The 23,252-nt window shown below is 67.4% G+C and carries 17 protein-coding genes and 2 pseudogenes; 11 read left to right on the top strand and 8 right to left on the bottom strand.

Going from position 1 to position 23,252, the window contains the following annotated elements:
• Window positions 1-96 precede the first annotated feature (96 nt).
• The 4 genes from OCT49_RS24625 to OCT49_RS24610 are packed head-to-tail and all read right to left on the bottom strand — an operon-like array spanning window position 97 to window position 4,922.
• Window positions 97-747, bottom strand: a complete 651-nt coding sequence (locus OCT49_RS24625; RefSeq protein WP_283854002.1) for a GTP-binding protein — start codon at window positions 745-747, stop codon at window positions 97-99.
• Window positions 728-1,141 (bottom strand): DUF742 domain-containing protein, encoded by a 414-nt coding sequence (locus OCT49_RS24620; RefSeq protein WP_283854001.1) that lies wholly within the window; start codon window positions 1,139-1,141, stop codon window positions 728-730. Before OCT49_RS24620 ends, OCT49_RS24625 begins: the two co-directional genes overlap by 20 nt.
• Window positions 1,138-1,617: a roadblock/LC7 domain-containing protein gene (locus OCT49_RS24615; protein WP_283854000.1), complete on the bottom strand. Its 480-nt coding sequence runs from the start codon at window positions 1,615-1,617 to the stop codon at window positions 1,138-1,140. Before OCT49_RS24615 ends, OCT49_RS24620 begins: the two co-directional genes overlap by 4 nt.
• Window positions 1,614-4,922 carry a sensor histidine kinase gene (locus OCT49_RS24610; protein ID WP_283853999.1) on the bottom strand — a complete coding sequence of 1,103 codons (3,309 nt, stop codon included), beginning with the start codon at window positions 4,920-4,922 and terminating at the stop codon, window positions 1,614-1,616. Before OCT49_RS24610 ends, OCT49_RS24615 begins: the two co-directional genes overlap by 4 nt.
• Before the next feature lie 366 nt (window positions 4,923-5,288).
• On the opposite strand from OCT49_RS24610, the gene OCT49_RS24605 reads away from it, so the two are divergent.
• Window positions 5,289-6,074, top strand: a complete 786-nt coding sequence (locus OCT49_RS24605; protein ID WP_283853998.1) for a protein phosphatase 2C domain-containing protein — start codon at window positions 5,289-5,291, stop codon at window positions 6,072-6,074.
• Window positions 6,075-6,258: 184 nt separating this feature from the next.
• On the opposite strand, the gene OCT49_RS24600 is transcribed toward OCT49_RS24605, so the two are convergent.
• Complete coding sequence (locus OCT49_RS24600) at window positions 6,259-6,741, bottom strand: MarR family winged helix-turn-helix transcriptional regulator (protein ID WP_283853997.1); 483 nt, start codon at window positions 6,739-6,741, stop codon at window positions 6,259-6,261.
• Between the two features lie 239 nt (window positions 6,742-6,980).
• Between OCT49_RS24600 and OCT49_RS24595 the strand changes: the two genes are divergently transcribed.
• Entirely contained in the window at window positions 6,981-7,838 is an 858-nt protein-coding gene (locus OCT49_RS24595; protein ID WP_283853996.1) for a lysozyme, read from the top strand.
• A 301-nt stretch (window positions 7,839-8,139) separates the two neighbouring features.
• The gene (locus OCT49_RS24590) at window positions 8,140-8,820 is read left to right on the top strand and encodes a polysaccharide deacetylase family protein (protein WP_283855930.1); all 681 of its coding nucleotides are present in this window, start codon (window positions 8,140-8,142) and stop codon (window positions 8,818-8,820) included.
• A 207-nt stretch (window positions 8,821-9,027) separates the two neighbouring features.
• Here OCT49_RS24590 and lon read toward each other — a convergent pair whose 3' ends face one another.
• Window positions 9,028-11,472 carry an endopeptidase La gene (lon, locus tag OCT49_RS24585; protein WP_283853995.1) on the bottom strand — a complete coding sequence of 815 codons (2,445 nt, stop codon included), beginning with the start codon at window positions 11,470-11,472 and terminating at the stop codon, window positions 9,028-9,030.
• 200 nt (window positions 11,473-11,672) lie between these two features.
• On the opposite strand from lon, the gene OCT49_RS24580 reads away from it, so the two are divergent.
• The 8 genes and pseudogenes from OCT49_RS24580 (at window position 11,673) to OCT49_RS24545 (ending at window position 20,417) form a co-directional block, all read left to right on the top strand.
• Window positions 11,673-12,434, top strand: coding sequence for a TnsA-like heteromeric transposase endonuclease subunit (locus OCT49_RS24580; protein WP_283853994.1), 762 nt, complete (start codon window positions 11,673-11,675; stop codon window positions 12,432-12,434).
• 68 nt (window positions 12,435-12,502) lie between these two features.
• Window positions 12,503-14,467 (top strand): TnsB C-terminal domain-containing protein, encoded by a 1,965-nt coding sequence (locus tag OCT49_RS24575; protein ID WP_283853993.1) that lies wholly within the window; start codon window positions 12,503-12,505, stop codon window positions 14,465-14,467.
• On the top strand, window positions 14,464-15,522 hold the full coding sequence (locus OCT49_RS24570) for a TniB family NTP-binding protein (protein ID WP_283853992.1): 1,059 nt from the start codon (window positions 14,464-14,466) through the stop codon (window positions 15,520-15,522). Before OCT49_RS24575 ends, OCT49_RS24570 begins: the two co-directional genes overlap by 4 nt.
• 46 nt (window positions 15,523-15,568) lie before the next feature.
• Window positions 15,569-16,744 (top strand): hypothetical protein, encoded by a 1,176-nt coding sequence (locus tag OCT49_RS24565; RefSeq protein ID WP_283853991.1) that lies wholly within the window; start codon window positions 15,569-15,571, stop codon window positions 16,742-16,744.
• Window positions 16,745-16,893: 149 nt separating this feature from the next.
• Window positions 16,894-17,358: pseudogene (locus OCT49_RS40155) on the top strand (DUF4259 domain-containing protein); the annotation flags it as partial.
• 109 nt (window positions 17,359-17,467) lie between these two features.
• The gene (locus tag OCT49_RS40150; protein WP_502963412.1) at window positions 17,468-17,560 is read left to right on the top strand and encodes a hypothetical protein; all 93 of its coding nucleotides are present in this window, start codon (window positions 17,468-17,470) and stop codon (window positions 17,558-17,560) included.
• Window positions 17,561-17,776: 216 nt separating this feature from the next.
• Window positions 17,777-19,486: an AIPR family protein gene (locus tag OCT49_RS24550; protein WP_283853988.1), complete on the top strand. Its 1,710-nt coding sequence runs from the start codon at window positions 17,777-17,779 to the stop codon at window positions 19,484-19,486.
• 427 nt (window positions 19,487-19,913) lie between these two features.
• Window positions 19,914-20,417 (top strand): YfbM family protein, encoded by a 504-nt coding sequence (locus OCT49_RS24545; protein ID WP_283853987.1) that lies wholly within the window; start codon window positions 19,914-19,916, stop codon window positions 20,415-20,417.
• 230 nt (window positions 20,418-20,647) lie between these two features.
• Here OCT49_RS24545 and OCT49_RS24540 read toward each other — a convergent pair whose 3' ends face one another.
• Both OCT49_RS24540 and OCT49_RS24535 read right to left on the bottom strand, forming a co-directional pair.
• On the bottom strand, window positions 20,648-22,651 hold the full coding sequence (locus OCT49_RS24540; protein ID WP_283853986.1) for a DUF6571 family protein: 2,004 nt from the start codon (window positions 22,649-22,651) through the stop codon (window positions 20,648-20,650).
• 18 nt (window positions 22,652-22,669) lie between these two features.
• A pseudogene (locus tag OCT49_RS24535) lies at window positions 22,670-23,043 on the bottom strand (hypothetical protein).
• Between the last annotated feature and the right edge of the window lie 209 nt (window positions 23,044-23,252).

Here is a 23,252-nt window from a genome sequence, read left to right as displayed (position 1 = left end):
TCCGTTACGTGTTGCGTACGAGCCGGGCGGGGGCCGGAGGCCGGGGCCGAAGGGCCCGGCCCGGCCCCGCGAGCCCGGGCCGGGCTTCGGGCCGGGTCAGGCCGGGGTGGCGTCGAGGGCGTGGCCGACGAGGGCCAGCAGCGACTCGACGACCGTGATCCTGTCGCGCGCGTCCATGATCACGACGGGTACGTGCGGCGGTACGGTCAGGGCCTCCCTGACGTCCTCCGCCTCGAACGCCGGCGTTCCCTCGAAGTGGTTGACGGCGACGATGTACGGCAGGCCGCAGCTCTCGAAGTAGTCGAGTGCGGCGAAACAGTCGGCGAGCCGCCGGGTGTCGGCGAGCACCACCGCGCCGATCGCGCCGCGCACCAGGTCGTCCCACATGAACCAGAAGCGCTGCTGGCCGGGGGTGCCGAACACGTACAGCACGAGGTCGTCGTCGAGCGTGAGCCGGCCGAAGTCCATCGCCACGGTCGTGGTGGTCTTCTCGGGCGTGGCGGAGAGGTCGTCGGTCTCCTCGCTGGCCTGCGTCATCAGCGCTTCGGTCTTCAGCGGGGTGATCTCGGAGACCGATCCGACGAAGGTCGTCTTGCCCACGCCGAAGCCGCCCGCGACCACGATCTTCGTGGCGACGGGGGCCCTGGTGTGGTCCAGCTGCCAGGCCTGCGGCGCTTCCTCGGCCCGGTTGTCGGTGCCCGGCTGACGAGGGGCGAAGAGCGGCGACTCAGAGACGGCGGAGGCCATTGAGCACCCTTTCGAGCAGTGCGCGGTCGGGCTGGCCGGTGCCGTGACCGGTCCCGTACACGCGGATCCTTCCTTGGTCGGCCAAGTCGCTGAGCAGCACCCGGACCACCCCGAGCGGCATCTTCAACAGGGCCGAGATCTCCGCGACGGTACGCATCCGGCGGCAGATTTCGACGATGGCCCGCAGCTCCGGCATGAGGCGGGCGGGCCCCTTGCCCTGGGGCAGTTCGCGGCGCTCCTCGGGCGCTTCGAGCGCGGCGACGAACGTCTCGACGAGCAGGACGTGACCGAAGCGGGTGCGGCCGCCGGTGAGCGAGTACGGGCGGACCCGTGCGGGCCTGCGGTCGGCACCGCGGACGGGGAGCCTGCGGGCGTTTTCGGCGGCGGGCTTCACTCGGCGCTCTCCATCGACTTGCGCAGCTCACTGCGGAGTTCGGGGGTGAGTACGTGTCCGGCCCGGCCGACGAAGAGCGCCATGTGGTACGCGACGACGCTCATGTCGCAGTCCGGCGTGGCGTGCACCCCGAGCAGCGAGCCGTCGCTGATCGACATGACGAAGACGCTGCCCTCGTCCATGGCGACCATGGTCTGTTTGACGCCACCGCCGTCCATCAGTTCGGCGGCGCCGATGGTGAGGCTGCCGATGCCGGAGACGACGGTCGCGAGGTCCGCGCTGGAGCCCCTGGGCCCGTCCTGCGGGCCCTCGGTCCGGGTGACCAGGTGGCCGGGGTCGGAGGAGAGCAGCATCAGTCCGTCGGACGAGACGACGGTGACCGAGTGGACCCCTGGCACCTCCTCCACCAGATTGCTCAGCAACCAGTGAAGGTTCCGGGCCTCGGTACTCAGCCCGAGCGTGCTGGGCGCAGTCAACTGTGTGCCTCCTCGACTGTGTCCCCCGTCTCATCCGTCTGGTCGTTTCGGACAGTGCCGCGGCCGGTCATGCCGCGGTCGCTCTCGCCGCGCCCAGTGGGTGCGGGGCCCCCGCCGGGCGCGGAAGCCACCGGGAACGACCCGGTCGCCGTGAGTTCGGCGATCTCCGCCTCGACGTCCCTGCGGCCGTCCTTCGCGCCCTGGTGGAAGCCGCCGAGCCGACGGCGCAGCGCCTCCTTGTCCAGGGTTCCCTTGCGCTCGGCGGCCGGTGCCGTGGCGGGCTTGACGACCTTGGGGGTGCGCTTGGGCAGCCCCTTGTCCGTGAGGCGCTCGGCCGTCGCCCCCGGTCGGGCCTCTTCCTGCTCCTGCTCCGGTTCCGGCCGTGTCGGCTCCGGTTCCGGCCGTCGGGGGCCGGGCAGGGCTTCGGCCACGGTCGTGGGGGCGGGGGCCGGTACGGGAGCCGCGCCGGAGGCCGGTGCGGGGGCCGCTGCAGGGCCCGGCGCGGGGGCCGGTACGGAAGTCGGTGCGGTGTGCGGCTCCGGGGCCTCGTCCGCGGTGCGCTCGTGGCGGTCGGGGCCGATGGCGTACGGGTCGGGCGCACCGGCCCCGGAAGCGGACGCGGGGTCCACCGGGGCGGGAGCAGCCACCCGGGCGACCGGAAGCCGGACCTGCATCGTGGTCTCGGACTCGAACTCTGGGACGGGGACGGGGGCGGGGGTGGGCGCGGTGTCGGGCCCCGCCTCGGCCTCGGGGGTCGGCCCGGTGCCGGACTCGGGCTCCGCGTCGGCACCCGCCTCCTCGGCACCCGGCTTTCCGGTGCTCGCCGCTTCGGGGTTTGCCGCTTCGGTGCCTGCCGCTTCGGGGCTCGGCTTTCCGGCGCTCGGCCCGTCGGCCTCCGCCGCTTCGATGCCTGCCGCTTCGATGCCCGCCGCTTCGATGCCTGCCGCTTCGGTGCTCGGCCCGTCGAGGCCCGAGGCGCGGATCGCCCGCTCGGCCGCCTCGATCAGCGGGTCGCCGGAACGGCCGGGCTCGCGGACTCCCGGCAGCGCGTTGGAGTTGGCCTCGGCGACCGAACCCGGCAGGTTCAGCGCGGGCGCCTCGCCGGGGACCCGGACCGGCGGCGGCGTGGCGGCCGACGGCGCCTTCGGCAGCAGGGCCTCGGGCAGGACGACGACGGCCGTGATCCCGCTGCCCTGGTGCTCGCGCAGCTGGATCCGTACGCCGTGGCGCGCGGCCAGCAGGGAGGCGACCCGGAGGCCGAGCCCGGCCTCCGGCGCTCCTTCGCCGCGCTGCTCGCCCGGGTCGAACAGCGCGGGGTCGCCGAGGCGGGCGTTGAGCTCGGCCATCCGCTCGGGCGACATCCCGATGCCCTCGTCCTGGACGGAGAGCATCACCTCGCCGCTCTCCAGCAGCCAGCCGGAGAGCTGGACGTGGGAGTCGGGCGGCGAGAAGGAGGTCGCGTTCTCCAGGAGTTCGGCGAGGAGGTGGCTGAGGTCGTCGGCGGCGAAACCGGCGATCTGGGCGTGCGGCGGCAGGGACTGGATCGTGACCTGCTCGTACCGCTCGATCTCGGACACGGCCGCGCGCGCCACGTCGACCAGCGGGATCGGTCCCGCGTGCCCGTGGCTGTGCTCGGTGCCCGCGAGGACCAGCATGTTCTCGCTGTGCCTGCGCATGACGGTGGCCATGTGGTCGAGCTTGAAGAGGGTCGCGAGCCGCTCCGGGTCGTGTTCCTGCTCCTCCAGGCCCTCGATGACACCGAGTTGGCGCTCGACGAGGCCGAGGGTGCGCAGCGAGAGGTTGACGAAGGTGTGGTGGACCGTGTGCTCCAGCCGCTTCAGCTGGGCGGTGAGGTCGGCGGTCTGCGCCTGGAGCTCGGCACGCTGGGCGGTGAGGTCGGCGGTCTGCGCCTGGAGCTCGGCGCGTCGGGCGTCGAGGGCCTCGCGCCCGGCGACCAGTTCGGCGCGTTCGGTCCGCAGTTTCTCGAAGCGGCCGTTGAACTCCTGGAGGAGCCCCTGGAGCCTGCCGTGCAGGCCGTTGAGGGACCGTACGACCTGGGCGAACTCGTCGTTGCGGCCGGTGTAGCGGATCGGCTCGGCGGTCTCGGGCTCCCCGGCGAGGCGGGCGGCGCCGATCCGCAGGACGGCGAGCGGCTGGGTGAGGGTGCGGGCCACCGCCGTGGAGACGCCGACCGCGATCAGCAGGCAGCCGCCGAGCAGCGCGATGCGCAGTTCGAGCGCGGTGACGTCGTCGTCGCGCAGCTGCTCCAGGCGCTGCACCTGCTGGGTGCCGAGGGCGGACTCGACGCTCCGCATCCGGTCGACCCGGGCGGAGAGCGCCGCCTGGACCTTCTTCCGGCTGGTCCGCAGGTCCGATTCGGACAGTTCGGGGCGGTCGGTGAGGGTGTTGAGGTACTTCTCCGCGCTGTTGACCTCGGGCCCGGTGACGGTGGACGACAGCTTGTCCCGGGCGGGGGCGCCCGCGGCCTGGTCGAAGTCCGAGAGCGCGGCGAGTTCGCGGACCCGGGACTGCTGGGCGGCGGCGCTCAGCTCGTCGCGGACGCGTTCGTTCTTGTCGCCGCCCCCGTCCTGGGGCTGGGTCGGCAGGCCGGTGATCGGGTCCGTCGGCGGGGTCGCGAGCGACTGGGGCACCGAGAGCGCGGCGATCAGCAGGCCCCGGGTGGCGGACGCCTGCTCGGTGGCCTGCCCGAGGGCGAGCGGGGCGCGCGTGGCGTCGGCGGCGCGCGGCGGGGTCTTCTCGGCGAGTTCGTCGGCGAGGTCGTGGAGTTTGGCGATGACCTCGGAGTACGCCCGGTGGGCGTCCAGCGCCGTGCCCTTGCCGCCGAGCGCGTCCCGGCGCAGGGAGGGGATGGTGGAGAGATCGCGGCGCAGTGCGGCCGGGGCCGCGTCCCTGATCTCGTCGACCCGTTGGTCGACGCGGGCGCTCCGGCTGTCGGGGCCGTCCTTGCCGTCCGACGCCGGGCCGGACTTCCCGTCCCGGCCCGCCGCGATGTGGGCGGTGAGTTCGTCGCGCTCGTCCGCGAGGGCGTGGGCGAGCGCGATGGCCTGCTGGTTCAGCTCGGCGAGGGTGACCAGCCGTTGTGAATCGTTCAGCGTGGAGGAGGCGGTGAGGATCGCCGGGGCGCCCGCGGCGATGACGGTGATGCCGACGACGGCGACACCGGCGACCAGCCGGCTCCGTACGCGCACGGGGCGCCTGGTGCTCCCGCTCCCGGCGGCTTCCGGCGGCGTGCCCCCGGAATCGCCGTGCCTGCTGCCCTTGCTCCGAGGCCGCTTCTTCTGCACCGGTGCTCGCAATCTTGTACTCGTCCGCCCTTGAAGCAGAGGTGACGCACGGTCAACAAGTGATGAGCGCCCCGACCCCTGGTACGGCTTCTGACCATTCCAGTGCTTTTGAGAGGGGGGCACGCATCAACCACTCCGCCACCTGAATGAGTGAACATCACTCCAGAGTTAGCAAACAAGTTTCCTCTCAAACCTTCTCGGGTATCCGTGATCCGCCGGTTGGAACTTCCGCGCGGGCTTTGGCAGGATGCCCGCCCGCATGCCGCACGAAGGCCCCCCTTCCACCCCGACGCACCTCTGACCTGCTGGTACAGGCCAATATCGGCCCGATGCGGACATCGTGAAGGCATCGTGCAGACTGACCGCATGCGCATCGACCTGGCCACCGCCGCCGGCAGCCCGGAACGTCCGAACGAGGACTGGGCCGCCACCGCGCTGCCCGCGTCCGGCCAGGGTGGGGCGCTGGTCCTGCTCGACGGGGTGACGCCGCCCCCGGACGACGACGGTTGTGTGCACTCGGTCCCCTGGTTCACCGCGCGGCTGGGCGGCGCCCTGGTGGAACTGTCCGGTTCGCGACGGGATCTGACCCTCCAGGAGATTCTGGCCACGTCCATTCGACGCACCGCCGACGCACACCGCACCTCCTGTGACCTTTCTCACGTCCGTACGCCACAGGCGACGGTCGTCATGGCCCGCTGGGACGAGGGCGGGGTGGAACATCTGGTGCTCTCCGATTCCGTACTGCTGATCGAGGCGCACGACGGAACCGTGCGCCCCCTGCTCGACGACCGGCTCGACCGCCTGCCGCCGGGTTCGCTGGCCAGTGCCGCGGTCGCCGACGCCCGGGTACGGAACAAGGAGGGCGGCTTCTTCACCGCCGCCGCCGACCCCTCCGTGGCGGACCGCGCGGTCACCGGACGCACCCCCGCCGACCAGGTGCGGGCCCTGGCCGCGCTGACCGACGGGGCGGCCCGCTGGACGGAGATGTTCCACGAGGGCGACTGGGCGGACTGCCTGGGAGTCCTGCGCAAGGAAGGGGCCCAGGGACTGATCGACCGGGTGCGGACCTTGGAGAGCACGGACGTCGGGCGCACGCATCTGCGCCGCAGCAAGACCCATGACGACGCGACGGCGCTCTACGCGGTGTTGTGACGGAGAGTTGAGGGGACGAAGGGCGAAGAGCCCGAAGGGCGGAGGGCCGGAAGGGCGGAGATCCGGAAGGGCGGAGATCCGGAAGGCGGCAGCCCCGAAGGACGGAGAGCCCGGAAGACGGAGGCCCGGAAGGGCGAAGGAGCCGACGGGCCGGATCGGCGGCCCCGGCCGTCCCGCCCCGGCGTCACTCCTCGGCGCGGGCGTTCAACTGGTGCAGCAGCCGGGCGAGTTCGGCCACCTCGGCCCGGTCCCAGTCGTCGAGCTTGCGGACGTAGCGCTCGCGGCGGGCGTCGCGCACGCTGCGGTACCGGGCCAGCCCCTCGGGGGTGAGGTGGACCAGGAAGGCCCGGCCGTCGGCCGGGTCGGGCTCGCGCGCCACCAGCCCGAGGCCCTCCAGGGCGCGCAGTTGACGGCTCATGGTCGCCTTGCCCACCCCGAAGTAGGCCGCGAGATCGGTGGCCCGCTGCTGCCCCGCCGACTCCAGCCGGACGAGGAGTCCGTACGCGGCGGCCTCCAGCTCGGGATGGACCTCGCGCGCCATCTCCCCGGAATTGGCCCGCGCCCGGCGCAGAAAGACGGCCAACTCGCGCTCCAGAGCGAGGAACGCGTGGTCCACACCACTCCCTCCGGTCGCGCCGCGTTCACTACCGCTTTCGCTCCCGTGCACGTCAACACCCCTCACAAGCTTTCCTGCTGCTGAAAAATTCTTTCGCCGCTGGTCATCGCCGCAGCTCGGTCAGTATTTCGCAGGCATAGACCAACGACGGCGCCCGGAGCCTCTTCCGCAGCGCGTTTCTACGTGCGTAGAGTCATGCCTGGCATGTCCACACCATGACATGCGGCAGGGGGCGCAGGGCGCCTCCTGGGATCAGCGCGTCCCCCCACCGAGTCCTCGGAGGCACTCCCATGCCGGTGCTCAGATCCACGTCCGGAAAGTCCCGTCGCCCCCGTCTCGCCGCGGCCGGAACCCTGCTCGCGGCCCTCTCCCTCCTCATCGCCCTGCCGGGCGCGGCCGGCGCCGCCGACCACGACAGGGCCACCAAGAAGCCCGCACGCGGCACGGCGACCATGGGCATGGGCGTCATCGCCCACGACGGCCAGGGCAAGCAGCCCGACGGGGCGGTCGACGCCCTCGCCGTCCAGACCGAAGGCGTCGACGTCTCCGGCCACCAGGGCAACGTCAACTGGTCGACGCTCTGGAACAGCGGCGTGAAGTGGGCCTACGTCAAGGCCACCGAGGGCACGTACTACAAGAACAACTACTTCACCCAGCAGTACAACGGCTCGTACAACATCGGCATGATCCGGGGTTCGTACCACTTCGCCACCCCCAACACCACGAGCGGCGCCACCCAGGCCGACTACTTCGTGAACAACGGGGGCGGCTGGTCGCGGGACGGCAAGACGCTGCCCGGCGTGCTCGACATCGAGTGGAACCCGTACGGCGACCAGTGCTACGGCAAGACCCAGGCCGGCATGGTCTCCTGGATCCGCGACTTCGTGAACCGGTACAAGGCGCGCACCGGCCGCGACGCGGTCATCTACACCGCGACCAGCTGGTGGAAGACCTGCACCGGCAACAACAGCAGCTTCGGCACCACCAACCCGCTGTGGGTGGCCCGCTACAACTCCACCGTCGGCGAACTCCCGGCCGGCTGGGGCTTCTACACGATGTGGCAGTACACCTCGTCCGGCCCCTACGTCGGTGACCACGACCGCTTCAACGGCGCCTACGACCGCCTCCAGGCTCTCGCCAACGGCTGATCCGACCCGCCGCGAGCCGCGTGCACGCCTCCCCCGCATCGCGACGCCCCGGTGACCCACCCGGTCACCGGGGCGTCGCCACTTCCCGCCCCCGGCCGGGCTCTTCCTCTCCGGCCCGACGGGCAGGACCCCCTATAAACCCGATGTATACACCCTATGTATAGTCCTTCTCCGCCGCACATCGTGTGCTCGCGCAGCTACGGAGGAGTGAGTCGCCTTGTCCCTGAAGACGAAGTCGATCGGTACGGGGTTGGCCGCCGCCCTTGTGACGGCCCTCACTCTGACGCTGAGCGGCTGCTCCATGGAGACCACCGCGCCGGGCTCGGCACGTGAGGACGCGGGTTCTGACGCCAAGGGCTCCTTCGGTCCGGTGGACTGCCGCAAGGCGAAGTGCATAGCCCTGACCTTCGACGCCGGACCGGGCAAGGACACCCCGCGCCTGCTGGACATCCTCAAGGAGAAGAAGGTGCACGCGACCTTCTTCCTGCTGGGCAAGAACCACGTCAAGAAGGACCCCGACACCGTGCGCAGGCTCGCGGCCGAGGGGCACGAGGTGGCCAACCACACCTGGACCCACCAGGTCCTGACGGACCGGGAGCCGGACGAGATACGCGCCGAGCTGGAGAGGACCCAGGACGCGATAGCGGAGATAACCGGCAAGAAGCCGCGGCTGATGCGCCCGCCGCAGGGCCGCACCGACGACACCGTTTCGGAGATCAGCAAGGAGCTGGGGCTCTCCCAGATCCTGTGGAGCGCCACCGCGAAGGACTACTCCACGAACGACTCGGCGCTGATCAAGAAGCGCATCCTGGACCAGGCGGACAAGGACGGCATCATCCTGCTGCACGACATCTACAAGGGCACGGTGCCCGCGGTGCCGGGCATCATCGACGCCCTGAAGAAGCAGGGTTACACCTTCGTCACCGTCCCCGAGCTGATGGCTCCCGCCGAGCCGGTCCCCGGCACCATCTACCGTCCCTGAGCGCCGCCTTCCGCCCCTGGACCGTCCCTGGACACCGTCCCCGGGGCGTTGTCCGGGGCCCCGACGCGCCGCCCCGAGCACGCGGAACGGCCCGAAGACGGCAGGGGCGGCCCGGACGCGCGGAACGGCCCGCCCCCCGTCATGCCGGGGAGGCGGGCCGTCCGTACCGGTCGCGCGCGCGGCGCCACGTCCGTCACGCCGTGACGGTCACGCCGCGGCCGGGATCCTCTCGTCGGTCTTCTCGTCGGTCCGGTCGTCGGTCCGGGACGAAGCCGGGGCCAGGGCGATCTCCAGCACCTGGCGGACGTCCGTCACCGGGTGGACCTCCAGCGTGTCCAGGACCTCGGCGGGCACGTCGTCCAGGTCGGCCTCGTTCCGCTTCGGGATCACCACGGTGGTGATCCCGGCCCGGTGTGCGGCCAGCAGCTTCTGCTTCAGGCCGCCGATCGGCAGCACCCGTCCGGTCAGCGAGACCTCACCGGTCATCGCCACGTCCGTGCGGACCAGCCGCCCGGAGAGCAGCGAGGCCAGCGCCGTCGTCATGGTGATGCCGGCGCTCGGGCCGTCCTTCGGGACCGCGCCCGCCGGGAAGTGGATGTGCACGCCACGGTCCTTCAGGTCCGCGACCGGCAGCTCCAGTTCCGCGCCGTGCGACCGCAGGAAGCTCAGCGCGATCTGCGCGGACTCCTTCATCACGTCGCCGAGCTGACCGGTGAGGGTCAGTCCGGACGCCCCGGTCTCCGGGTCGGCGAGCGACGCCTCCACGAAGAGCACGTCGCCGCCGGCGCCGGTCACCGCGAGCCCGGTGGCCACGCCCGGCACCGACGTCCGGCGCTCGGCCGGGTCCTGGGCGGACTCCGGGACGTGGTGCGGGCGCCCGATCAGGCCCCGTAGGTCCGCCTCGGTGACCGTGAACGGCAGTTCCCGGTCACCCAGTTCGTGCTGGGCCGCGATCTTGCGGAGCAGCCGGGCGACGGCCCGTTCCAGGTTCCGTACGCCCGCCTCGCGGGTGTACTCGCCGGCCAGCTTGCGCAGCGCGGACTCGTCGAGCGTGACCTCGTCCTTCTCCAGACCGGCCCGCTCCAGCTGGCGCGGGAGCAGGTGGTCGCGGGCGATGACGACCTTCTCGTCCTCGGTGTAGCCGTCGAGCCTGACCAGCTCCATGCGGTCGAGCAGGGCCTCCGGGATGGCTTCGAGGACGTTGGCCGTGGCGAGGAAGACCACGTCGCTGAGGTCGAGTTCGACCTCCAGGTAGTGGTCGCGGAAGGTGTGGTTCTGCGCCGGGTCGAGGACTTCGAGGAGGGCGGCGGCCGGGTCGCCCCGGAAGTCGGAGCCGACCTTGTCGATCTCGTCGAGCAGGACGACCGGGTTCATCGAACCGGCCTCCTTGATCGCCCGGACGATGCGTCCGGGGAGCGCACCCACGTATGTACGCCGGTGGCCGCGGATCTCCGCCTCGTCCCGCACGCCGCCGAGGGCGACGCGGACGAACTTGCGGCCCATGGCGTGCGCCACGGATTCGCCGAGCGAGGTCTTGCCCACGCCGGGCGGACCCACCAGCGCCAGCACGGCCCCGCCGCGCCGTCCGCCGACGACCCCGAGCCCGCGGTCGGAGCGCCGCTTGCGCACGGCCAGGTACTCGGTGATGCGTTCCTTCACGTCCTGGAGACCGGCGTGCTCGGCGTCGAGCACCTGCTGGGCGCCCCGGATGTCGTACGCGTCCTCGGTCCGCTCGGTCCACGGCAATTCGAGGACGGTGTCGAGCCAGGTCCTGATCCAGGAACCCTCGGGGCTCTGGTCGGAGGAACGCTCCAGCTTCTCGACCTCCTTGAGCGCGGCCTCACGGACGTGCTCGGGGAGGTCGGCGGCCTCGACGCGGGCCCGGTAGTCGTCGGACTCGTCCTCCGGGTCGCCGTTGAGCTCGGCGAGCTCCTTGCGCACGGCGTCGAGCTGGCGCCGCAGCAGGAACTCGCGCTGCTGCTTGTCGACGCCCTCCTGGACGTCCTTGGCGATGGACTCGGCGACGTCCTGCTCGGCGAGGTGCTCGCCGAGCCACTGGATGGCGAGCTTCAGCCGGGCGACCGGGTCCGTGGTCTCCAGGAGCTGCACCTTCTGGGCGGTGGTGAGGAAGGGCGAGTAACCGGAATTGTCGGCGAGCGCGGAGATGTCCTCGATCTGCTGGACCCGGTCCACGACCTGCCAGGCGCCGCGCTTCTTCAGCCAGCTGGTGGCGAGCGCCTTGTACTCCTTGACCAGCTCGGCGGCGACACCGGGGAGCGGGTCGGGAACGACCGCGTCGACCCGGGTCCCCTCCACCCACAGCGCTCCGCCCGGCCCACTGGTCCCGGCCCCGATCCGCACCCGGCCCCGGCCGCGGATGAGCGCGCCCGGATCTCCGTCCGAAAGCCGTCCGACCTGCTCGACGGTGCCGATCACACCGGTGGCGGCGTACGTGCCGTCGATCCGCGGCACCAGGAGCACCTCGGGCTTGCCCCCGCCGTCCCGGGCTGCGACCTGCGCGGCCTCCACCGCGACGCGTACATCGGTGTCGGACAGGTCCAGAGGCACCACCATCCCGGGCAGCACGACCTCGTCGTCGAGCGGCAGCACGGGCAGGGCGAGCGGAGTGACCGCATTGGAATCGGTAGCCATGATCTCCCCTTCGGCAGTCAAGTTGAGCTATGCAGGCTCAATGCTCCTGAGCCGCCCATTGTTCCCCGGGAGATGTTCGCTCTGAGCGATCACACCGTTGCTGTCCTGTAGCGGCGGACCTTGCACAGGTCAGATCGAAGTTGCACGGGACTTTGCACTGGTCAGCGTGACCTTGCATCCGGCGGCACGGTTAGCTGGTCGTGAGACATGCGTTAGACCTGGTGGCGGGTGGTGCGAGCGGGCCGCCGCCCGAGGGGTTCGAGGTCGGATACGTCGACCAGAGCGGGTCGGAGTTCCGGCGTCCGCTGGCGGACGTGTGGGCGGTGCGGTTCGAGGGCTGCGTGCCGGTTCGCGATTTCAAGTCGTACAAGGGCCAGCGGCACCTGCCTGGCCTGTGGTGGTCGTCGACGATGGGCGGGCACATCGGGTACGAGTCCTGGCTGGAGCGGGATCACGTGATGCTGCTCGACTTCGATCCGTCGGTGGTCGGGGTCTCGTCGCAGCCGTTTTGGCTGTTCTGGGCCTCCGAGACCGGCAAGGGCCTCTCCCACGCTCCGGACTACTTCGCGAGGCGGGAAGACGGCTCGGCGGTTGTGGTCGACTGCCGCCCGGTGGACCGGCGTCGACCTCGGGACTGGGTGAAGTTCGAGGCGACGCAATCGGCCTGCGGCCAGGTCGGATGGCACTTCCGGCTGGTGGGGGCACCGGACGGGATCGTGATGCGGAACGTTCGATGGCTGGCCGGATACCGACACCCGAGGCATCGCGTCGAGGATGCCGTTTCCGACTTGCGGCGAGTGTTCGCCGAGCCAAGGCCGTTAATGGACGGGGCTGCCAGCGTGGGAGACCCCATCGCGGTCTTGCCCGTGTTGTTCCACATGTTGTGGCTGCATGAGCTGGTGGTGGACGTCTCAGTGCCGCTGCACGCCGCTTCACTCGTGGCGCCCGGAGTGCGGCGGTGAAGGCCAACGAGAACAGGTCTGTGCTGAGGCCAGGCGACTGGATTACATACGCTGACGGGGACCACCAAGTGGTGGCCCTGTCCGGAACCTCGGTACGGCTGCGGTCGGAGGACGGGGCCGAGTCGGTCGTCCTCGCCTCCTATCTGATGGCATCCCCGGGTTTCTCCGTCACTGGAACTGAGCCACTGCCGGCGCTCGAACCGTTCGGGCTGCTGGCGACGCTGCCGGACTCGGTCCGCATGGCAGCCATCGAGTGGGAACAGCACGTCCTGGAGGTCGACACCGGACTGCCGCCCGATGCTGCCCCGGGCACGAGTCCGCGGCCGGAGTACGACCCTTCCTCGTGTTCGCTGCTCCAGAGGGCTGAGGCGAAGGCCACGGAGCTGGGGGTGAGTCTTCGTACGGTTCAGGGCAAACGGTCGCGCTACGCCCAGCAGGGCTTGTGGGGTCTGGTCGACCAACGCATGGTGCGGCTGTCCGGGGTGACCGGAAGGGCTGATGCCCGTCTCGTCGCTGCGATCCAGGAAGCACTGGAAGCGGAGACTCACAGCTCCACGGGGACCCGATCCCGCCTGATCCGCCGGGTGATCAAGATGGTGGAGGCCACCCATGGTGAAGGGGTGGTGTCACTGCCGAGCAAGAACACCTTCTACAAGCTGATCGGCGCGCTCTCCGTCGGCCGCCACACCTTCGGCTCTTCGGTCACCCGACGGCAGATGGCGAACCGGCCCCAGGGACCATTCACACCGACGTTCGCTGCCCGGCCCGGGGAACAGGTGCAGATCGACTCCACCCCGCTGGATGTGATGGTGGTCTTGGACTCCGGGCTGACGGCCCGGGCGGATCTAACGATTGCAGTCGACGTCGCCACGCGCACGATCTGCGCCGCTGTGCTCCGGCCGGTGGGCACAAAAGCCGTGGATGCCTCGCTCCTGCTGGCCCGAATGCTGGTCCCGGAGCCTATGCGGCCGGGCTGGTCCCAATCGCTTCGGATGGCCGCCTCACGCATGCCGCACAGACGCCTGCTGGAGGTTGACTCCCGGATGACTCAAGCAGCCGCAAAGCCGGTGATCGTGCCCGACGGCGTGGTCATCGACGGCGGAAAGGTGTTCATCTCGGACACATTCATCCGCTCCTGCAGTCGCCTCGGAATCTCCGTCCAGCGGGCCAGGCCCCGCACGCCCACGGACAAGGCGATCGTCGAGGCCACGTTCTTGGCGATCAACACTCTGTTCTGCCAGCACCTGGCTGGCTACACCGGACCGAACATCTCGCGCCGCGGGCACCGCGTCGAGGAGCAAGCCGCCTGGACGGTTCACGAACTTCAGGACCTGCTGGACGAATGGCTGGTGGTTGGCTGGCAGATGCGACCACACGACGCTCTGAGAGACCCTTTCCGCCCCAAGAGGGCGATCTCGCCGAACGACATGTACGCCTCGCTGGTCGCGGCCAGCGGCTACCTGCCACTGGTTCTTCGCGGCGAGGACTATCTGGAATTGCTGCCGGTGGCCTGGCGAGCAATCAACGACTACGGCATCCGCATCGGTTACCGCACCTACGACAGCCCTGATCTCGGCCCGTGGCGACGCGAGCACTCAGGGAACACCGCCAAGCGGGGACTCTGGGAGGTCCATTTCGACCCCTACGACCTCTCCCACGTGTTCGTGCGCACCCAACAGGGCTGGATCACTGTCCCCTGGGTTCATCTGCCGCTGGTCACAGCGCCTTTCGCAGACTTCACCTGGCAGCAGGCCCGCCGCCTGGCCGCTGAGACCGGGCTGGACAACACCCATGAAGCCGCTGTTGCCCGCGTTTTGGACGGACTCCTGACTCGCGCGGAACACGGACCAGACAGACGCACAGCCAAGGCAGTCGGCCGCACGCGCGCCGCGGCCTCCGGGCTTCCGCCCAGCACTACGGCCAAGGCGGATCCCGCGGCGGCACCGGCACGATTCGCAGCAGCAGATCCACCCAAGACCGAGGTGGCCTTCGAAGTGTTCGATGCTCACGCAGAAGCCGAAAGGTGGCTATGACCAGGTCCGTCCGTTCCAAGGAACCGCCCCCAGATAATCCGCTGACTACGAAGGAGGGATGGCGCAGGTTCGTCGAGCACGAGCCTGCCCCTCCCGTGCTGCTGTCAGCGGCCGAACGAGCCGCCCTTGACGAGCGAGAGCTCCTTCAACAGGACGATCTGCGTCGCGAATACCACGCAAGCCTTCCCATGGTGAACACCCCGACGATCCGCAAGGTCATCGCCACCTCCCGTCTACTCATCCAGCTCAACCGGAATCAGATCTCCGCCCGTCGGGGTGTGATCCTCAGCGGCGCCTCAGGAACGGGAAAGACCACGGCTCTGACGCAATTGGGGCGGGCCCATGACCTCGCCATCCGCAAGCGTCATCCCCGTGACAGGAACCGGCTTCCAGTCGTCTACGTGACTGTCCCGCCCGCGGCAACACCGAAGATGCTCGCAAAGGAATTCGTCCGGTTCTTCGGCCTGACCTTCCCCATCGGGGCCAACCTCACCGACATCGTCGACGGGGTTTGCGCCACAGCCGCACACGTCCACGTCGACCTCGTGCTCGTAGACGAACTGCACAACCTCAATCTGGCCACACGCTCCGGTGCGGAAGCATCCGACCAGCTGAAGTATTTCGCTGAACGGCTCCCTGTGACTTTCGCCTACGCGGGCATCGACATCGAATCCCAGGGCCTGTTCGCCGGCACCCGCGGGCGGCAGATCGCCGGACGGTTCGTCGTGATCCCAGCAGCCCCGTTCTCCCACGCAACCGCCGATGATCAGGGCACCTGGCGGGCCCTGGTGCACACTCTCGAATCCATGCTCAGGCTGCACAATCACCGACCGAACACCCTCACTGAGCTGAGTGAGAATCTCTTCCACCGCACGGGCGGCATGATCGGCAGTCTGTCCCAGCTCATCCGAGGCGCCGCTGTCCTGGCGATCGAGGACGGCAGCGAGAAGATCACAAAGGATCTGCTGGACATCGTTCCGATCGACTACGCAGCCGAGCAGTCCGAAAGGCTGACAGCACCGGTCAGGTCCTCACGGCGGAAGCAGAGTGCCTGACCTCATGCGCCGTCTGCCTGATCCCGTACCGCCCGCTCGCCACGAGATGGCTGCCTCATACATCAGCCGCCTAGCCGCCATCCATGGCCTCGACATCAGCCATCTGTGGGTTCAGGTCACCGAGCGAGAGGCATCCGGGGGCATGCGCCGCGTTGTCGTTCCGGAGAAGTTGGCCGCCCTCACCGGCCGCGACATCCACGACCTCGCTGGCGCCATGCCTGAACTTCGCGATCCGCAGCCCAACTGGGCGATGTTCCGCCACCAGCCGCAAGTTGGATGCCACCTCTGCGACGCCAAGTACCCAGGTGGCGTGGTTACTCGGCTCCTACCGCATCATCGCTACGTCTGCGTGCGGCACCGCACGTGGATCGGCCCACCTGACATCAACGGCAATGCCGCTGATCTGAGCCTTCTTCCCGCGGTCGTCAATGCCCAACGACGCCACCTGCGTCTCATGCGTCGACGTGGCTGGGCACTCACATTCGATGCTGTCCTGACGGGCTTTATGATCTGCGGACATATCTGGAACAGCCCGTCGCGTTCAGAAGCAACCGACATCCGACACATCTGGGAGGCCCGGGCACTCATCCTGATCCCACCCGACGAAGAAGTAGGATTTACCTACCTCAACTACAGCACATCCAAGCTCTTTGCCGCCGTATACCCACAGGCTGTAGAGATCGCTATCCTCCTAGCCTCCCCCTATTGGCGACGGGCCGCCGATCATAGACACCCCGGCCGCGATCGCTTCTTCGAGGAAATGAGCCGCCGCATCACATATCCCTACAGTGACGACCCGGGATCCAGCGATGCCATCGCCCACTGGAGCGACACGTTCGCCTGGCGCCCGCCCTCTCGGCCCATGAGGACGCACTCACCTGCCCGGTCGACCGGCATCGTCCCACCTGCCAGTGAGACTCAACTGAAACGGGACCTCAACAGCGGGTTCCATTTCGCTAGCAAACGCCGAGTTGGATCCACGCTACTTCGACACAATCACATCCGACCCGTCATCGCACGTGAGTGGAACCAGAAGCACGGACGAATCGACGAGGCCATCGAGCGAACCAGGCGCTTTGATGCGGCATTCCGAGTTGAGGCGGCACTCGAAAGAGCCGAATTCGGGCACTACCTCCTCGCATTGAGAACTGCCCATGAAGCATCAAAAAAGGGGCGCCGCGAGGGCGTCGACGCAGAGCTGGAAGTATCGTTCCCCCCTTAACCACTGCGCTCTCGCTATGATTCTGCGTCGGCTGGAGGGGGCATGACGCTCAATCGCAAGGGGTCGCGTCGCATCGTCGTCGGCGACGTGACCTATCGCTGGCGCCTTCGCCGGAAGCCGACCTACAGCCAGGCTCTCTGCTGGTCAGCATGCGCCTACGCGGTCGAACACGCCGACCACTCCGGATCCGTCCTCATTGTGACCACGAACCAAGCCCACCCAGGCAACTGGTTGAGCTGGCCACCCCAACCCGTCCCACCCTCAGATGTCGCCCGCGCCATCCAGCTCGCCCTCAGCCGGGGATGGGCGCCGACCACCGCCGGCTCACCGTTTCAACTCGACTTGTCCGAGGGGCTCAGCCCCTCCGGATGAGGACCCCAGGGTTCCTCCACGACGGCCCGCTGCCAGTGCCAGTGCCAGTGGGTACGGATGCGCGGGCTCATCACGATCGGAAGAGAGGCAGGGGCACCTGGAACGTCGTCCCCTTCGACAACGACATCGTAGGGGACTTCCGCGACGGGCTCTATGAGGCGACCACGGATGCACGCAAGGCCATCATTCGCGACGCGCTGGTCCGCGTGATCAACACCAGCAGCCACCTCGACGCGACCCTCTCAGAAGTGGCCTTCACCGCAGCCGTCCTGGGCGCCGCACAATGCCTCCGGCGGCGAGCCCGCCGACCCCCATTACGGACCGGAAAAACCTCCCCCTGGCCCCACCGACTTGCGCAATCTCGCCGCTCAACCCCTCCACCGAGTCATGTCCGAACCATTCGAGTTAATGGAGCTTTGGGCAGAATCACTCGACGGTCCCTGACATACGACCGTCGCCCGACTACGAAGCAGGCTCCTGCGGCAGCCGCTGGGGCAACCACACCTGAGCTGATCGACGTGGCTATATGGACCCCTGCCTCACCTCCTCCTCACTGTGAGTGCCGACCGCGTCGAGGGCGACGCCCTCCCTCCTTTGGTAATCCCTTCACGAGCCCCATGCCAAAGGGATATGGTGCTGCAAGGCCATAGGGAGGGCGTCGTGGATCGAGTCACCAAGTCGTATATCGAAGAGTTCAAGAAGGATCAGTCCCTGGGCGGGACCTCCGACTCCGAGACCTTTGAACATTTCGCGAACTACTGCGTCACGTCCGATATCCACGATGACGAATTTCTGCTCGACGATGTACACACGGGGAAAGCTAACGATCTCGGGATCGATGGAATCGCCATCTTGATTAATGGCACGTTGATCACCTCGCCCGAAGAGGTTCACGATCTGCTCATCGTTAACGGGACCATGGACGTCACGTTTTCGTTCGTGCAAGCCAAGAGTGGCGGAAACTTCAGCGCCGAGCAGATTGGTAGCTTCTTCGACGGCGTTAAGGACTTCTTCTCTGAAGATCTCGAAGTTCCCGTAAATCAGAACATCGAGAACGCGCGCGAAACCATGCAGGAAATCTATCAGAACAGCACAAGGTTCCGCAAGATCAAACCTTCCTGTCGTCTGAGTTTTGTCACCACGGGAGAGTGGAAGGCTGACGGGCACATCGTCAGTAAAGTCAAGAAGTGGGAAGGAGAGCTGAAGTCTCTCAGCCTGTTCTCCTCGGTTACCTTCACCCCCATGGGGGCCGACGAGATTCAGAGTTCTTACCAGCGGAGCAAAAACAGCGTTACGACTGAATTCTCCTTCGTCAACAGGGTTGTACTTCCTGAGATTGCAGGCGTTAACGAGGCATACCTCGGAACCGTACCAGCTACAGAGTTTCTTCGCCTCATCATCGACCCATCAGACAACATCAGAAAGCCACTCTTCACCGAAAATATTAGAGACTTCCTGGAGTACAACTCCGTCAACACTGAGATCCAACAAACGCTGCGCGAGTCAGCCACGCATGACCGTTTCGCAGTCCTCAATAACGGCGTAACGGTGGTCACCCGCGACCTCCAGGTCACGGGCAACAAGTTCGAGATCTCGGACTATCAGATCGTCAACGGATGCCAGACGAGCCACGTTCTCTTCGACGAGCGCAGCGAGGTGTCAGACCGCATCCATGTGCCGCTGAAGGTCATTTTCACCCAGGATGAAGAGGTAATTAACGCGGTAATCACAGCCACCAACAGGCAGACCGCGGTGACCGGTGAAGACCTGTATGCCCTTAGCAGCTTCCAAAAGAAGCTTGAAGCCCTCATGGCAGCGTACCCGTCAAAGAAGAAGCTCTACTACGAGCGCCGGTCTAGGCAGTACAGCTCGGCAATTGGCGTCGAGAAGGTTCGGATCGTCACAAAGCAGCAGCAGATCAAGGCATTTGCAGCAATGTTCCTCGACGAGCCACATAAAGCGAGCCGCTACTACGCCGACCTGCGGGCCATGGTCGGCAAGAAGATCTTCCACAAGGATCACAAGCTAGACCCTTACTACACCTCCGCATACGCCCAGTATAAGCTTGAGTACTTCTTCCGAAACGGCGCCCTCCCGGTCCGCTACAAGCCAGCTCGGTACCAACTCCTCATGGTCGCTCGCTACATTATCGCCAGCGCAGAAATGCCTTCGTTTTCAGCGAACAAGATCGAAGCGTATTGCGCGAAGATCTGCAATTGCCTGTGGGACGACAAGGCGATCCTTGAAGCCTTCATCAAGGCCATCGAGGTGGTCGAGACAGCCGAGGATGAGCTGGGCGAACTGTCACGAGAGATCGTGAAGACCCAAGCTTTCACAGATGCCACCAAGAGAGCCCTCAAGAATATCTGACAATTAGTCAACTACGGGCATCTCATCACCGTTTCCGGGCAGCCATTCATGCCGGAGCGCCGAGCGACGCCAAGTTGACCAGTACAGAGACGCGGGCACCCATCGTCGAAAATGCAAAGTCAACCTGCGCAGCATCGAGCGGGACAGATCAAGTGTTCGTTCATCCTGCAGGCCAGCGTCCGGTCACGGTGCAACAACTAACGTGACCGGACAGTTGCTGTCCAGAACCGGTGAACCTTGCGCAGGTCGGCTCGGCTGCATGTGGGCTGGCACCGGTCAGCGTGGGCCCGTGTTGGTCGGCATGAGCTCGCGCCGGTCGGCGCGGCCCTGCGTCGATGGGTGGGGCCGGACGGCCGTGGGGCTGTGCCCGGCGCACGGGCCGGCCTTGTGCAGGCCCGCTGTCGGCACCCGCCCCTACCATCCGGCCATGAGCATGATCGGGGAGTACGCCCGCCTGACACCCGCCGAACTCGACCGCGCGATCCGCGACCCCGAGGGGGCCCAGGAGTATGTCGTCGAGCTGATCGAGAGGGAGCTGGACGCGGAACCCGCAGCATCCGAAGCACGTTGCCACGACATCGACAAGGCCTGGCACGCGCTCGACTTCCTGCTGCGCCGCATCGCTTTTCCCGTCGATATCGTGCACGGCGAGGAGGAGATCCCCTGGGCCGAGGACTGGGGCTATGAGCCACCCCGCTACCTCGCCCCGGAGCGCGTACGCGTCGCAGCGGAGGCGCTCGCCATCACGCCTCGCGAGGCCCTGGTCGGGGGCGTTCGTCCGGCAGAGCTCGCCGAGGCCGAGATCTACCCCGCCACCGTCTGGGAGCGCGGCGAATCACTCGACTACGTGACCAGCCACTACCAGGCACTGGTTCCGTTCTTCCGAGCAGCGGCAGACGCCGGGGACGCCATGCTCATCCGGCTGGACTGACGGCCGCCGAATGGAGGCCGGGGAGTCACGCACGAGACGGAAGGAGGCCGGGACAACCGAGGACTCAACTTCCACCACCTGCCCCACAATTCAACTCACGCCGAACAAATTCCACCAACTGTCGAAGCAGCTTCGGCAGGACGGTCGGAAGCTTGGATTTATCTGGCGCATCGTCCGCACTGACATAGAGATCCAAGTACTTTCCGGGCGAGTTGGACCCCTTGGAGGATTCACAAATGAAATAGGCGGAAGCACCTGTTCCCCAGAAGATACCCTTTTCCCCACGATGATGTCGAGGACACGATTCGCCCACTTCGAATTTCTGCGACACCCTGGTTGTATTCCTCATCCTCGGCGACCTGCGCATCGTGGACACCTTGCGCCCTCGCCTCGGTCATGATGCCGGCGATCTCGCCGCCCGGATGGACGGCATTCCGTATCGCCTCGCCCGGGTCACCGTGTTTCTCGGGGTTCTGGAAGACGTCGGAAATCAGTGCTGTGGCGTATGCCTGTTGGGCGTTGGTGATTGCTCCGTACGCCTGGGGGTCCTGGCCGACCGCGCCGAGGAAGAAGGCCATCTCGTCCTTCTTGAATTTCGCGGGTTCACCGAACGGCTTGATCTGACCGGCGCCGTTCTCGGCCGTGGCCTGCAGGTCGGGCATGTACTCGGCGGCCATGTTGCCGAAGTTCTGGGACAGCCCGCTGAGCCGCCCGCCCTCTGCCACGAGTTCGGGCTCCGCGCCGATCTTCGCGACGATCCTCTCCATCAAGCCGCTCATGGTCTTGCTGTGCGACACCGGCCGCGCGTCCTCGTCGTCCGGCACCCGCCCCGTGGTCGCCGCTTCCAAGGCGTTGCCCATGGCCGTCTGGCCAGGATTCTGCTCACCGCCGGTGGCCGTGTCGTACCAGTCGCTCTCGGGCTTCTTGTCGAGCATGTAGTCGATGACGTCCTGCGCCTTCTTCCCTTTGAGCGCGGCGTCGTCCGTGGTCACGATGCCGTCCTTGTCGGTGTCCTCGCGGAGTGGCTCGGCGAAGAAGGCCGCTGACGCCTCGGGGTTGTTGCTCATGGCCTGCATCAGGCCGGTCAGGGGGTTGAAGCCCCTGCCGCCCGTCTCGTCGAGGTTGATGAGCGCCTTCTGGTCCCACGGCAGGTTCTCGTGCCAGATGTCCGGGTTCTTCTTGTCCATGGCCACCATGTCCCGGCCGACCGACAGCAGAAAGCTCTTGTCGTACGTTCCTTCCCGGAGGAGCGCGCCCAGCGCCTGGTAGCCGTACAGCTTCGCGGAAGCTGCGCCCGGTACGTCGATCTGCTTGTGACCCGCCTTCATGAGTTGCGTGGTCCACCCGGGGCCGAGGTAGTCCAGTGTCGAGGCCCTGGTGGCGAGACCCAGCATGGCGCCCATGCCGCTCTGGATGTTGCGGACCATGTTCACCCGGTCCTGGCCGGCCGGTCCGAGGGACGTCGCGTCCAGCGACATCTTCGTGTAGGCCTCAAGGGTGCCCTCGGGAGTCAGTTTCCGGTAGAAGTCCGGGGCGAACTCCGGGTCGCCCCGGTTGTCGTCCAGGAGGTCCTCGAGTTCCCTCAGTGCCGCCACGTTGCGCGCCGTGCCGCCGTCCCCGGTGACCTTCTTCATCAGTTCCACCGCCCGGTCCACCTGCTCGGCGTCCAGGGTCGTGTACTTGGGAGCCGTGAAGTCGTGGTCGTCCTTCACATTCGCCGCGAGAGCGCGCTTCAGCGAGTCGTCGGCGTCGGAGCAGTCCTCGACGAGCCTGTCGATCCTCTTCTGCCAGGAGGCCACGGCATCGTTCTGCTTTCGCAGGGCTTCCGCGTAACCCGGTTCATGGCGCGCCGCGGTGTCGCTCTCCAGGTCGTACCGCGGCCTGACCTTGCCCTTGGCGTCCACATGGATGCCGGCGGCCGGGCCCTCCTCGTCCCTGATCCTGACGAGCGCGTCCTTGGCGGTCCTGAACGACGTGTACGCGTCCGAGAACAGCAGCTTGATGCCCTCGGCCTGGGCCTTGGCGTCCTCGAACTCCTTGGCCGTCTTGGCCATGAAGGGTCTGGTGACGTCGGAGTTGGCGCCCTGCCATCGCGCCTTGTCGGACTTGGCCTTCATTCCCTGCCGGGCGTCCTCGGCAAGCCTCCCCGGCTTGGCCGCCATCTCCGACCAGTCGTCCGCGGCTTCCTTCAGCTTGCCGACGGGTGCGTTGACGACGTCATCGAATGTCAACATGGCGCCGCCTTCCACGTCCTACTTGTAGTAATCGCTGATCTTGGAAACGGAGAGCAGCTTGCCGCCGATGTCGGCGTCGTTACCGGCGTGAACGGACTTGCTGTAATCGAGGTGATCGGAAATCCGGGCGCAGGCGTCCAGGAGCGTTCGCAACTGGCTGTTCCACCGGTCATGCACCTTCAGCAGCTGCGCTCCGCTGGTGAAGTTGCCGTTCGTCAGGGCGACCGCCGCATCGAAAGTGGCACAGGCCGGGCATGGTCACCGTCCCGGGAGAGCCGGCTCCGCAGCAGGTACGCCTCGTGTCCGACTGCTCCGAGGTCGTCCTGGTTCACCACCAGATCAGCCGCACCTCCTGAGGCTCCGGAGCTTCCCCCGACTCCGTTCGTCTGCATGTGAGCCGTGTTCTGCCGGGCGGCTTCGGACTTGATCTGCTCCCACTCGTTCCAGGCCATCGTGCACCCCCGTTTCGGCCGGTTCTCGTTTTCTCCTGCGGGCAATACGAGCCTCGCCCCGCCCCATGGCGGGCCATGCATTTCATCTGAAGGATTGCCGTTCGATTCGACAACTCCCTTGCCACACACCGCGATTCGGCCAGATCAAG

It is taken from the genome of Streptomyces sp. ML-6 (assembly GCF_030116705.1).
In the GTDB taxonomy this organism is placed as follows: domain Bacteria; phylum Actinomycetota; class Actinomycetes; order Streptomycetales; family Streptomycetaceae; genus Streptomyces.
This window is presented reverse-complemented; position numbering and strand designations above follow the sequence as displayed.

What these genes read in the sequence shown, in the direction of transcription:
- OCT49_RS24625 (WP_283854002.1), bottom strand. Translation starts at nt 747, where the DNA reads ATGGCCTCCGCCGTCTCTGAGTCGCCGCTCTTCGCCCCTCGTCAGCCG.
- OCT49_RS24605 (WP_283853998.1), top strand. Translation starts at nt 5,289, where the DNA reads ATGCGCATCGACCTGGCCACCGCCGCCGGCAGCCCGGAACGTCCGAAC.
- OCT49_RS24595 (WP_283853996.1), top strand. Translation starts at nt 6,981, where the DNA reads ATGCCGGTGCTCAGATCCACGTCCGGAAAGTCCCGTCGCCCCCGTCTC.
- OCT49_RS24590 (WP_283855930.1), top strand. Translation starts at nt 8,140, where the DNA reads ATGGAGACCACCGCGCCGGGCTCGGCACGTGAGGACGCGGGTTCTGAC.
- lon (WP_283853995.1), bottom strand. Translation starts at nt 11,472, where the DNA reads ATGGCTACCGATTCCAATGCGGTCACTCCGCTCGCCCTGCCCGTGCTG.
- OCT49_RS24570 (WP_283853992.1), top strand. Translation starts at nt 14,464, where the DNA reads ATGACCAGGTCCGTCCGTTCCAAGGAACCGCCCCCAGATAATCCGCTG.
- OCT49_RS24565 (WP_283853991.1), top strand. Translation starts at nt 15,569, where the DNA reads ATGGCTGCCTCATACATCAGCCGCCTAGCCGCCATCCATGGCCTCGAC.
- OCT49_RS24545 (WP_283853987.1), top strand. Translation starts at nt 19,914, where the DNA reads ATGAGCATGATCGGGGAGTACGCCCGCCTGACACCCGCCGAACTCGAC.
- OCT49_RS24540 (WP_283853986.1), bottom strand. Translation starts at nt 22,651, where the DNA reads ATGTTGACATTCGATGACGTCGTCAACGCACCCGTCGGCAAGCTGAAG.